Here is a 12,201-nt window from a genome sequence, read left to right as displayed (position 1 = left end):
TTAAAATAGACTCCGGACCGTATGGGAAATGATAACTTTTATGTCATGAACATCTTGATGTTATAATGTATACGATCGCAAATCTTTGCCTTAACCAAACCAGCAAAGGGAAGACAGGAGACTTAGAATGAAATTTTTCAAAACTCTTTTTTTTATTTTTTTCGTAGCAGCTCTTATGACCGCCGTTCTTATACTGTTTTCTAAAGATGCGTTAAGCCCGTTAGCCGAAATGCTGCACAGCAGCCATAAGAATGCTGCTGACAATAAAGAAGTACGTCAGCCGCTTGACGTCCCGCTGATCAACCAAATGGACTCGCCGAAGCTTTATAACGGCTGTGAAGTCGCCAGCCTGGCGATGATCTTAAACTACAGCGGATATCATGTCACAAAAAATGAGCTTGCCAATGAGGTGAAAAAAGTGCCTCTGCACTATGAAAACGGCTTAAAGGGAAATCCTAACGACGGCTTTGTCGGAGATATGGAAAACGGACCCGGACTGAGTGTCTACCATGGCCCGATTTACGATTTGGCCTATTCATACGCAGGTACTAAAGCTGTCGATTTGACGGGAAGTGAGCCGGAGAAAATATATGAACAGCTGAATCAGGGAAGACCGGTTTGGGTGATCACCACTGTACATTTCACCCCAGTCAACGATATGGAAACATGGAATACACCGTCAGGCAAAGTCGATGTGACGTACAGCGTTCACAGTGTTGCCGTGACAGGCTATGATGAAGATTACGTTTATGTGAATGATCCGTACGGATATAAAAACAGAAAAACAGATAGAGAACATTTTGAAAAATCATGGAAACAAATGGGCAGTCAGGCGATCGTGATCGCCGCCTAAAAAGGCAGTTAACCCCCTGCCTTTTTTTAGTTCTTTCAACCCCTATTAAAATAAGCCCCTTTACCCTTTCGTCACATCCAAAATACAGAAAACAACCCCATTTCACGTGTTTTATTTACTGTTTTTTCACAATATTCAAATTATTTGTTTACACGTCAGCAAACTCGCATATATGATAGTACCGAAATAGGTGTCTCATCTTATTGCAAATGGACCAGAAACTGCTTTCACCTACGGGAGACAAATCTGTTTTGAACAATATTTCATGAGGAGGATGAAAATGATGAAGAGATTAGCAGGTACGGTTATTTTGTCAGGTTTGCTCGTCTGCGGGTTTGGACAGGCTCTGCCCGAAAAAGCCTCGGCCGCCGAGGTCGTTCACAAAACGATCGTAGTCGAAAAAGGACAAACGTATGACGGGAAAGGCAAGCGGCTGATTGCAGGTCCGGAGCTGGGGGACGGAAGCCAGCGCGAAGATCAAAAACCGATTTTCAAAGTGGAGAATGGCGCAACGCTCAAAAATGTCGTGCTTGGCGCTCCTGCTGCTGACGGTGTTCACACTTATGGTAACGCTTCTATAAGCAATGTTGTTTGGGAAGATGTCGGCGAAGATGCCCTGACTGTCAAAAGCGAAGGAAATGTCACGATTAACGGAGGATCAGCCCGGCTTGCCGCGGACAAAATCTTTCAGATTAATAAAGCGAGTACATTTACCGTGAAAAATTTCACTGCGGATCAAGGAGGCAAATTCATTCGCCAGCTCGGAGGCTCGACATTTAAGGCAGTGGTCAATATTGATAACTGCACGATTACAAATATGAAAGAGGCCATCTTCAGAACCGACAGCAGTACAAGTTCCGTTACGATGACAAATACAAGGTACTCAAAAGTCGGAAAGAAGTGGATCGGTGTGAAGCATATTACGGAAAGGAACAATCATGAATTTTAACTTTGATTGCAAATAAAGGCCCCCGTTCTTTATTCAGCGGGGGTCTCCAACCTTTTTTCCATTTCTTCTTTTGTATAGATCAGCCGCATCGGATTGCCGCCGACAAAAGCGCCCGGAGGCACATCTTTATGAACGAGCGTACCGGCGGAAATGACGGCGCCGTCTCCGATTTCGACGCCTGGAAGGATCGTCGTATTGGCTCCGATCATGACTTCATCGCCGATGACAACCTCGCCGAGCCGATATTCTTTTATTAAATACTCGTGCGCCAAAATGGTCGTATTGTAGCCGATCACGGTGTTACGCCCGACGGAGATCTTTTCAGGAAACATGATATCCGGCATGACCATTAAAGCAAATGAGCATTTCTCTCCGATTTTCATCCGCAAAAACGTCCGGTACATCCAATTTTTCATCCCAAGAAACGGCGTATAGCGCGCTGCCTGAATGACGATAAAGTTTTTGACCACTTTAAAAAATGGAACCGTCTGATAGATGTGCCATAAGGAATTGGCGCCGGACACCGGATAGCGCTTCGTTTTTCTCAAGCTTCCTCCACCTCAAGAATGCGAAGGAGATCGCTCATTTGCCGGAGCATAAAATCAGGCTCGTGTTTAGCCAGGCTTTCTTCTCCTTTAATCGTCCACGCAACGCCTGCTGTTTTCGTTCCGGCGTTCTTCCCTGCTAATATATCGTGGTAATTATCACCGATCATGATGGCTTCTTCCGGACGGCTGCCAAGCTTGGAAAGGGCAAGCAAAACAGGCTCGGGATCTGGCTTCGGCCGCTTGACGTCATCCAGCGTCACAACCGTCTCGAAAAAGGCATCAAGCCCCGTCAGTTTAAGCCCCATGATAACGGTGTCCCGCAGCTTTGTCGTGACAATCCCGAGCTTATACCCTTCTTCCGCGAGGCGTTCCAGCGTCTCGTAAACCGTCTCATACTCGGTTACCAGTTCATCATGCATCTGATGATTAAATGTCCGGTACATGGTGATCATTTCTTCAGCCTTATCCTTTTGAATGCTTGAGAACGTTTCATAAAGGGAAGGTCCGATGAAAGCAAGGACATCCTCCCGTTTATAGCGTCCCGGTGCATAATGGTCGAGCGTGTGCAAAAATGAGGCGATGATCAGCTCATTTGTATTGATTAGCGTTCCATCCAAATCAAATAAAACCGTATTAACTTTCATACAAAGCTTCCTTTCTGCGAACGGAATAACCCGGCTTTCTCCAGATGCGCGAAATCGCGATCGTCAGCAGAATCGCGGTTACAAGCCTGATCAACAAAAGAGGCCAGACCGGAATGCCGAGCGGGATAAATACCAATGTGTCTTCCACAACCGCGTGACAGGCAACGAGAAAAATAAACGCGAGCGTTACATCTCTTTTGCTGACGCCGTCTTCTTCGACCGCTTTGATCATAACGCCGGCCCCATATGCAAGGCCGATCGTCAGCCCGGCAACCATCGTCATTGAGGTGTTCTCTTTCATGCCGAGCATTCTCGTCAGCGGTGCAAACCACTTTGAAAAAGTATGCAGCCAGCCAAGGTCTCTCATATATTGAATGATGATCATCAGCGGTATCACGATGGCTGCAAGCTGAAGGACGCCAAGACCCGCCTTGGTGACGGCTTCAAGCGCAATTTCAAGCCAGCCGGAAGGAGCGGCGCTTTTCGCAGAGATCAAGCCGTATTGGGCCGCATCCTGACCGCCGTGCCAGACAAGGTTAATGATAAAGGCCGAAAAAACGGCGAGGCCGATGCGCACAAGCAAAATAAGCCATATTTTAATTCCGACCCTTGATGCAACGGTCGATTCGATAATCAAATTGTGGCAAAACGACAGCATCACCGCTAAAATAAACACTTCTTTAACTGTCAAATCAAGCGTTAAAATCCCCGCAATTCCGGCATACAAGTTCAGCATGTTGCCGAGCACAAGCGGTATCGCCGCTTCCCCTGACAACCCGAAAATTCCCATCGCCGGCGTGATCAGCTTGATCAACCAGTCCATCACCGGTGTATGCTGAAGCAGGCTGACAATCAGCGTGACAGGAAAAATCACTTTTCCGAGTGTCCACGTCGTTTTCAGCCCCGCCACAGCTCCGGCTTTTAAAGTTCCCTTCATTGCTGTCTCCCCTTTGTAAAATCGCTACATCTCCTGATACCGTTTAATCTCTCGCCCTTTGAAACGTCTGTAGGCTATCAGCGCAGCCGCACTGAGGATCAGGACGATTGAAATCACCTGGGCGATGCGAAGGTTCGCCGTCAGCATCAGACTGTCCGTTCTCAGGCCTTCGATATAGTAGCGTCCCATCGAATACCAAATGACATAGATTAAGAACAGCTCGCCTCGCTTTAAATTCGCTTTTCTTAAAAGAAGCAGAACGACTACTCCCGTGAAGCTCCACAGCGATTCATACAAAAAGGTAGGCTGGTAGTACTGCCCGTCGATGTACATTTGATTGATGATAAAATCAGGCAGGTGGAGGTTTTCTAAAAACGCTCTTGACACCGCCTCACCGTGCGCTTCCTGGTTCATAAAGTTTCCCCAGCGGCCGATCGCCTGACCGAGCAGGATGCTTGGAGCAGCAATATCAGCCAGCTTCCAAAACGAAAGCCCTTTGACCTTCGCATAAATGATTCCCGTCAGTACGGCGCCGATCAGTCCGCCGTGGATCGCAAGGCCGCCGTTCCATATTTGAATAATCTGGTCCGGGTGTTCACTGTAATAGCCCCATTGAAAAATGACATAGTATGCCCTTGCACATAAAATCGCAATCGGGATCGCAAAAAGCACCAAATCGACAAAGGTGTCCTTATGCAGCCCCCTCCGTTCGCCTTCCCTGACCGCCAGCCACAAGCCCAGCAAAGCGCCAAGGCCGATGATAATGCCGTACCAATGGACAGCAATCGGCCCCAGGTGAAAAGCAATCGGATTTAAAGGTTCAATCGTTTCATTCATATTGTCAGCTCCTATTCTTCAAGCTCACCATCTTCAATCACATCCGCAAGCTTATGGGTAAATTGCTCAGCGGCATTCAGACCCATTCTCTTTAGTCTGAAGTTCATTGCGGCCACTTCGATGATGACGGCAAGATTTCTTCCCGGACGAACCGGAATTGTCAGCTTCGGAACGTCTGTATCAATAATTTTCATTGTATCTTCTTCAAGCCCTAAGCGGTCATACTGCTTTCCTTGCTCCCAAAGCTCCAGACTCATGACAAGAGTAATCCGCTTAAAGCTTCTGACCGCCCCCGCGCCAAATAACGTCATGACATTGATAATGCCAAGGCCTCTGATTTCCAGGAGATGCTCAATTAATTCAGGCGCGCTTCCGATCAATGTATCCTGGTCTTCCTGTCTGATCTCAACGCAGTCATCCGCCACAAGGCGATGGCCTCTTTTGACAAGCTCCAAAGCCGTTTCGCTTTTTCCAACGCCGCTCTTTCCGATAATGAGCACCCCGACGCCGTAAACATCGACGAGGACGCCGTGAATCGCAGTTGTCGGAGCCAGCTGGCTTTCAAGAAAATTCGTCAGACGGCTTGTCAGGCGCGTCGTCTTTAACGGGGATCGAAGCACAGGCACGCCGTTTTCTTCGGAAGCCTCGATGAGTTCAGGCGGAATCGGCAAATCACGGGAAAGGATAATCGCCGGTGTAATTTCCGTGCATAACGACAGCATCCGCTGCTTTTTTTCTTCCTCTGGAAGCTTTTCAAAAAAGGTAATCTCGGTCTTCCCAAGCAGCTGAACCCTCTCTTTTGGATAGTATGTAAAATAACCAGCCATTTCAAGGCCCGGTCTTGATAAATCGCTCATCGTAATCGGACGGTTGATCCCTTCTTCTCCGCTGATGAGCTCAAGCTTAAATTTATCCATCACATCTTTTGTTCGAACTTTCGGCACGATTGATGCACCCTCCTCTTCTCAGATGAAGAACTAGACATTCAGCTTTATTCTATCACTTTCAAAATGAACCTAAAACATTTTTTGAAAATGGCCCCCCTTGACACTTCGGTGAAGTCTTCTTTTCCTGGGCTTTCTTTCAAAGCGAAAAATCAGTAGTATGTAAAGAGGAACGCGAAAAGGAAGTGAAGAACCGTTGAAATACAATATCCATGATACCACCGTGCTGAACGAAGACATTTTGACCCCGGAAGAAAAAGAGACATGGGTTCTTTATATGAAAGTACTGACCGCTGCCGGCCTGGGGGATGTCTCCGAATGGATGAAGCTCGATCTCAGCATGCCGCAAATGAAAGTTTTAATGCTTCTGAACAACCACGGCACACTGAAAGTCTCTGAAATCGCTGAAAAAATGGGCGCTTCCCTTTCAAATATGACCGGACTGCTCAGCCGCCTTGAACAAGCGAACTTCATCAAAAGAACACATTCCGAGCAAGACCGGAGAACGATTGTTGTTGAACTAACCGAAGATGCAAAGGGGATTTTTCGAAGCCTTTACAAAAAGGGCCACGAAAAGCTCAAAAAGGCGCTCCAGAAACTGAACGAACAGGAAAAAACCAAAGTGAATGAAGGCCTTACCATTCTTGAAAAAGCGTTAAAAGCTGACGATGAATAGACAAGCTGCCCGGAAAACGGCGCAGCTTTTTTTGTTGAAAAATTTCTTTTGACAAAACGTGTTTTTTTAAGGATGATTAAAATAGTTCACTCAAAGTGAATTATTCATTTTAAATTAATAAAAAAGGAGGATATATGGTGTGAACCAAAAGTGGGCCGTATTATTATTTACGATCGGCGTGTTTATGGCTGCTTTAGACAATGGCATCATTTCAGCCGCACTGACGACAATCAACGATTCTTTTCAAGTATCCCCCTCATGGGGAGCTTGGGGCATCACACTTTATACGCTCGGTTTGGCAGTCAGCGTCCCGATCGTCGGAAAGCTGTCTGACCGGTATGGACGCAAAAAGCTGTTTATCATCGAAGTCTTGCTGTTTGGCGCCGGTTCGCTGCTGGTTGCATTGAGCCAAAACTTCCCGATGTTTTTATTGGCAAGGCTGATTCAGTCGCTTGGCGGCGGCGGAATCTTTATTATCGGAAGCTCGCATATTCTCACTGCGCTGCCTAAAGAAAAACAGGGAACCGCACTGGGGCTTTTAGGTGCGATGAACGGCATCGCGGCAGTGCTCGGTCCGAATATCGGCAGCTTTATTTTGGATATGACCGGAAGCTGGCACTGGCTGTTTTTGATCAACCTTCCGATTGCCGCAGTGCTGATCATTCTCAGCGTTCCATTGATGAAAGAAACAAAAGGCGGAACACAGAAGCCGCTCGATCTGGCCGGAACTGTGCTGTTGTCTCTTGGGATTTTAGCTGTGATGTACGGAATAACGAATATAAACGGACAGCACATGTCTGCCGTCCTGTCCGATCCAAAGGTTTACTGTTTTCTTCTGATCGGCTGCGCGCTGTTTGCAGGACTCATCTTTTATGAAAAACGCATAGAACTGAAAGGCGGCGACCCGATACTTGCCTACAGCTTATTAAAAAACAAGGTGTTTCAATGGACGCTTTTTATCGGATTTTTATCCGGCGGACTCTTGGCAGCCGTTATTTTCATTCCTGCATATGCGGAACAATATTTGCATGTCGCTCCTGAAAAAGCGGGGTATTGGATGACGCCTCTGGCGCTGGCTTCGGGAATAGGAGCAGGGCTCGGCGGAATGCTCGCTGATCGGAAAGGACCGGTAAAAGCGGCATGGCTCTCGGGAATCATTTCGTTCGCCGGGTTTTTACTCTTATCCGTCTGGGTGACAGAGAAGTGGGAATTTGTTTTGGCAAGCATTATCGCAGGGGTCGGCTTTGGTTTTCTGTTAGGCGCGCCGTTAAATATGCTTGTATCAGAGGCAGCAAAACAGGATTACGGGACAGCGCTCGGCACATTATCACTCGTCAGGCAGATGGGAATGACCTTGGCGCCCGCTTTGTATGCAGGATATATAACGGCCGGCTACGAAAATATCGGCACACATATCAAACAAAAACTGAATGATGCAGGGATGCCGATAAAAGAATTTACAGGCGGTGAGTCGGACGTAGCGCGTCTGAACGAATCACTCAGCCAGATTCCCGACCCAAAAGTAAAGGACATTATAAGCGAAGCGATCCATGAAAGTGTAGGAACGGGGTTTTTTAACCTCTACTTCACAGCCGCCGTCCTCTCCCTTGCCGTCATCGCTTCTGTCAGCATTTTATCGCTTTACAGAAAAAAACAAGCCGACACGGCAACCCGTCTGAAAAAAGATGTGACAAACTAAAAAGCATTTGCTCCCCTTAGGAAAACAAATGCTTTTTACGTTCACAAATGAATACCGCAGCCAGCCAAAAGCCGATTACAGCAATTGGGGGATTTTTCATACCTGACGGCTCAAGTTTCGCTTGCTTTAACTTCATGCCGGCCGGCGGGGGGCTCCCCGACAATTGCCACAGAGCTGAGCCCACCCCGGCGGTTTGATCTATCAAAAAGGATCTCATGCCGTCATCTTTTGTCGTCAATTTCCACATCTGAGATCTGCTTTTGCCGCCGTAATGGTCAGAAGCTGCGGCGTACCAGAAATAGGTTGTGTTCGGCTGTAAATCCTTCCATGTCACTGAAGCCGTCTTTCCGCTTTTCACCGTTTTTGCTTTCCCAATTTCCTTGTTCGAAAAGACATTCAGCTCAAAATAATCGGTTTTAACCTTTTTCTTCCGTGGTTTCAGATCCGTTTTGATGTTGAACTCGTCTTTCGGGCCGAATTGGTGCGGATCATAAAAATTATAGTCGTCAAGATATGGCGAATACGTTTTGACATGGATCGTGTCATGCTTCGGATCTACATGAAGAATTCTTAAATAACCTTGGCCTCCTTCAGGACCGCCCTGATAGTCGGCAAGCATTTGATACACCTTGCGATCCGTCTTGCCGTCCCCGTTATCATCAAGCCTGTCGACTTTTAAGTTGGAGCTGTGATAGTGGCCGCTCAACACGGCGATCACATTCGGATTCCGCTTGATGATCTGTTCAAATATTTTCTCCCCGATTGGACTTCTGCTTCCGCTGACAAGCAAAAACTCGTGAAATGACAAAATCGCTTTTCGATCGGGATGGCGTTTCAGAACATCATCTATCCACTGCAGTTCTTTTTTTCCGATTCCCCACCCCATCGATACCATGATATAGTCGTTTCCCCCGCTGGAGATGAGATCGTAATGCCCTTTGTTATTCTGATAAGACCCGCCGTAATGCGGTTTTTGTTTAAAACGTCTTTCCCCGAAATACCTGCCGAATTTCAAATAAGACCGGTCTTTATGGCTGACATCGTGATTGCCCGCCAGCACGCCGTATGGAACTTGATGGTCGTCGAGAACTTTCATGAACTGGTCGGCGCGCTTCCATTGCAGCGGCTGATCCGCTTCATCCACAAGATCCCCCGTATGAAAGACGTACTGAATGTTCAGCTTATCCTTTTGTTCGGCGATCCACTTGACCTGACGTTCAAAAATGTGCGGATAGCTTTCCGAATAATATTGCGTATCAGACATCCACACAAATGTATAGTCATTTTGCGAAAGCTGAATTTGATCCTGAATGATGATGCTCGCCTTGGATTGACGGATATAATCGGCAGCTTTTATGCTTCCTTTGAGGGTGAAAGGTTTTTCATCCTTTGCAACATGGAATGTCAGCGTCTCCCACCTCTTGCTCGTCCAATTCCAAGCGAACATGGAGACTTTTCTGCCGGGAAGCGAACTGCCTCGCCACCGCACTTCCACCTTGTCGTTCGGCCCCGTATTTTCATCCACTTTGACATCAAAGCGATGGTACGGAAACTTTGTTGTTGATGACGTTTCAAAACCTTTTCCGTCAGGTGCGGACATGCCGCTGCGCTCTTCTTTTGTCAGCGCCTTTTCCCCTCTGACCGCAAAGCTTTGCGGAGGTTCCGTCCCGCTTTCGTTCGCTGACACGTCAACGTGCTCTTCGTCTTTTACAGTGTACTGAAACCCTTGATGGAATGACACTTTCATCTTATCTTTGGTCGGGTCCTTGACGCGAACGGCCAGCTTAGCTTGTGTGCTGCCGGGGGCATTTTTGACCTGGGCTGGCTTGTCCGGCTTTTCCTCTTTAATATAAAATGCCTTTTTCACGATTGACAGGTTGCCGGCGCTGTCCTCCGCTTTTATTTTCAGTTCGTGCTTTCCCGCATCCAGGCCGGCAGAAGATATAAAATAGGGAAGCGCTATTTTTTTGCCGTCAAGAACGGCTTTTATGCTTTTCACACCGCTCCATTTATCGTGTGCGACCGCATTGATCTCAAACGATCCTTTATACGTCCTGCCGTCTTTTAGTGACGTTTTGATCTCAGGGCCTGTATTATCAACCGTCACCCTGCGGATGAGCCTTTCTTCGCCATTCTCCGCTTCAACGATGTGCGGCCCTTCATCCCAGGCCTGTGTATGCCATTGACTGGCAAGCGATGTAAACTTGGCTTCCGGAATCGAAAAACGGAATTCATACCATTCGCGCGCCCCTGGACCGTCGCCGGCCGGAAGCTCAGCTTTCGGATCGTCGTACTGCTCATCGCGAATGATGGTCCCATCCGCTAAGATAAGACGGGGATTCTTGAGGACAAAATCATCCCTGTTTTCTTCTGCAGATTGTTCAAATGGGGTTGACTTCGTGCCTGAACGAACTTTAATCGCAAACGGCTTTCCTTTTTTTAATTCCTCCGGAGAAACCGGAACCGTAATGGTCGTATACCGGCGGCGCGAATCGTCAAAAACTTTTTGAACCCTTCTGCCGATCGTTATAGCATTTTTAAAATACAGATTTGTTTGATTGACATCGAATGCAAAGTAGGCTTTTTTTTCAAGCGCTGATTCACCTTTTTTTTGTTCAATTCCGTCAATCCGAATTGTCGTTTCAAAAGGCGGCTTTTCTGCTGTGGCTTTCAACAGCATTTTTCCGGAAACGGTTCCGCCTTCGCTTACATTCAGCCTGAGCCCCTTTAAAATCCGCTGTTCAAGCGGTATCGTTTTCTTTTCAGTCGCCGTAACATTTGATCCATCGCCGGCCCGCATATAGTATTCCACTTTTTCTTTGCCAATGAGCTCGGCAAAATAGATATTGTGGCGGTACAAACCGTCATTGCGGCTTTTTTCAACACGGACTTCAGTAAACGGCTCATCATCATTCATACGGTAGAAAAACTGCGCCTGTTTCACTTGCCGATTGTCTTTCATGTCAGCTAAGAGCTGAATCGTTTCACCCGGTTTGACCGCTTGATGATCCGTCATATCATGGATCGCCGGCTTTTCTCTGTCAGGCATGACCGTCACCGTCTGTGAAGGAACCTGCGCCTTCAGAAGCGAACCAGGAGACGGTGTTTCTTCCCCGGCCGATATCATTTTCATATGCTTCGTTCCATCCAGCGGATATCGATAAAGAAGCGCTTTATTTTTAGTGACATCAGTTTTATCCGGCTTGCTTTGATAACGGGCGGATGCGACCTCTTCCCCGCTGTTTGTGCAGATAATCACCTCTCTCGGCGCCGTATTCGCCAGGCCGCTCCCTTTGAGAACAGAAAGCGTTTTGCCTTTACGAAGGTGAACACCGTAATGCTGATTGAAGTCATCTTCCGTCAAATGTCCGTTTGAGCGGTTTTTCACCCAAAACACGTGTGTTTGACCGGAAGGAATCGTCACATCATCGCGTTCAAAAGGCCAGACGGTGTCTGATTCCTTGCCCTTTTCAGGATGCCTGTATTTCATTTTGTAATTGTTCAGATGAACAGCTTTATTGGTATTGTTATAAACTTCAATAAATTCATAGCCGTCCTTTGCACCGGTGTTTGACGTGTCGACAGCCATTTCCGTGATCAACAGCTCCGGAAGCTTTTGTGTATCCGTACGTACGCCTTTCAGGGCGACAGTATACACATCCGTCTTCACAGAGGAACGACCGGCCTGAGCCTCAATGTAATACTGGACTTTGTCGGATGCTATGGATTCGCTTTCCAACTTGGCAATATAGCCGTTCTGTTTGCCCGGCTCTACTTCCATCGGAATCCCCCGATACGGCAATTCGGCATGCTGCTTGTAATACAGAATGACCGTGTCAGCGGCCGCCTCCGCGGAAAAATACAAGTCGTCTCCTTTTTTTACTTGTTCAACAGAAGTATGCCTGATGGCCGGTGAACTAAGCTGAATGTGCTCTTTTTCCGCCGCGGACGATATCGGCATCTGTAAGGCAAAAAGTAAAACTGCGGCCAGAAACAAAAGGGTTTGGCGATTTCTGTACTTTTTCATCGTCTACCTCCCTTTCGTATTTTGCCTTTACAGATCATTTTTATGAAAGAGACATCCGTGCAAAAAAAAGAAGCCTGATGAATCATC

10 protein-coding genes are annotated in these 12,201 nt (G+C 47.2%); 4 read left to right on the top strand and 6 right to left on the bottom strand.

Annotated elements, in window-relative coordinates; genetic code table 11:
* Positions 1-127 precede the first annotated feature (127 nt).
* Both M1E06_RS03090 and M1E06_RS03085 read left to right on the top strand, forming a co-directional pair.
* Positions 128-853, top strand: a complete 726-nt coding sequence (locus M1E06_RS03090; RefSeq protein ID WP_020453072.1) for a C39 family peptidase — start codon at positions 128-130, stop codon at positions 851-853.
* A 280-nt stretch (positions 854-1,133) separates the two neighbouring features.
* Entirely contained in the window at positions 1,134-1,802 is a 669-nt protein-coding gene (locus tag M1E06_RS03085; RefSeq protein ID WP_020453073.1) for a pectate lyase, read from the top strand.
* A gap of 29 nt (positions 1,803-1,831) precedes the next feature.
* On the opposite strand, the gene M1E06_RS03080 is transcribed toward M1E06_RS03085, so the two are convergent.
* Genes M1E06_RS03080 through hprK form a run of 5 tightly spaced genes read right to left on the bottom strand, consistent with a single transcriptional unit; the run spans position 1,832 to position 5,712 of the window.
* Positions 1,832-2,350 (bottom strand): acyltransferase, encoded by a 519-nt coding sequence (locus M1E06_RS03080; RefSeq protein ID WP_020453074.1) that lies wholly within the window; start codon positions 2,348-2,350, stop codon positions 1,832-1,834.
* Positions 2,347-2,994, bottom strand: a complete 648-nt coding sequence (gene ppaX, locus M1E06_RS03075) for a pyrophosphatase PpaX (RefSeq protein ID WP_020453075.1) — start codon at positions 2,992-2,994, stop codon at positions 2,347-2,349. Before ppaX ends, M1E06_RS03080 begins: the two co-directional genes overlap by 4 nt.
* Positions 2,984-3,931, bottom strand: a complete 948-nt coding sequence (locus tag M1E06_RS03070) for a nucleoside recognition domain-containing protein (protein WP_020453076.1) — start codon at positions 3,929-3,931, stop codon at positions 2,984-2,986. Before M1E06_RS03070 ends, ppaX begins: the two co-directional genes overlap by 11 nt.
* A 24-nt stretch (positions 3,932-3,955) precedes the next feature.
* Complete coding sequence (gene lgt / locus M1E06_RS03065) at positions 3,956-4,768, bottom strand: prolipoprotein diacylglyceryl transferase (protein WP_020453077.1); 813 nt, start codon at positions 4,766-4,768, stop codon at positions 3,956-3,958.
* An 11-nt stretch (positions 4,769-4,779) separates the two neighbouring features.
* On the bottom strand, positions 4,780-5,712 hold the full coding sequence (gene hprK, locus M1E06_RS03060) for an HPr(Ser) kinase/phosphatase (RefSeq protein ID WP_020453078.1): 933 nt from the start codon (positions 5,710-5,712) through the stop codon (positions 4,780-4,782).
* 196 nt (positions 5,713-5,908) lie between these two features.
* On the opposite strand from hprK, the gene M1E06_RS03055 reads away from it, so the two are divergent.
* Positions 5,909-6,388, top strand: coding sequence for a MarR family transcriptional regulator (locus M1E06_RS03055; RefSeq protein ID WP_020453079.1), 480 nt, complete (start codon positions 5,909-5,911; stop codon positions 6,386-6,388).
* A gap of 184 nt (positions 6,389-6,572) precedes the next feature.
* Positions 6,573-8,087, top strand: a complete 1,515-nt coding sequence (locus M1E06_RS03050) for an MFS transporter (RefSeq protein ID WP_217626239.1) — start codon at positions 6,573-6,575, stop codon at positions 8,085-8,087.
* Between the two features lie 16 nt (positions 8,088-8,103).
* On the opposite strand, the gene M1E06_RS03045 is transcribed toward M1E06_RS03050, so the two are convergent.
* Complete coding sequence (locus M1E06_RS03045; RefSeq protein ID WP_020453081.1) at positions 8,104-12,114, bottom strand: metallophosphoesterase; 4,011 nt, start codon at positions 12,112-12,114, stop codon at positions 8,104-8,106.
* Positions 12,115-12,201 lie beyond the last annotated feature (87 nt).

This window comes from Bacillus sp. AK124, assembly GCF_053903085.1.
This window is presented reverse-complemented; position numbering and strand designations above follow the sequence as displayed.

Coding starts and splice junctions, on each gene's coding strand:
- M1E06_RS03090 (WP_020453072.1), top strand. CDS start 128: ATGAAATTTTTCAAAACTCTTTTTTTTATTTTTTTCGTAGCAGCTCTT.
- M1E06_RS03085 (WP_020453073.1), top strand. CDS start 1,134: ATGATGAAGAGATTAGCAGGTACGGTTATTTTGTCAGGTTTGCTCGTC.
- ppaX (WP_020453075.1), bottom strand. CDS start 2,994: ATGAAAGTTAATACGGTTTTATTTGATTTGGATGGAACGCTAATCAAT.
- M1E06_RS03070 (WP_020453076.1), bottom strand. CDS start 3,931: ATGAAGGGAACTTTAAAAGCCGGAGCTGTGGCGGGGCTGAAAACGACG.
- lgt (WP_020453077.1), bottom strand. CDS start 4,768: ATGAATGAAACGATTGAACCTTTAAATCCGATTGCTTTTCACCTGGGG.
- M1E06_RS03050 (WP_217626239.1), top strand. CDS start 6,573: ATGGCTGCTTTAGACAATGGCATCATTTCAGCCGCACTGACGACAATC.
- M1E06_RS03045 (WP_020453081.1), bottom strand. CDS start 12,114: ATGAAAAAGTACAGAAATCGCCAAACCCTTTTGTTTCTGGCCGCAGTT.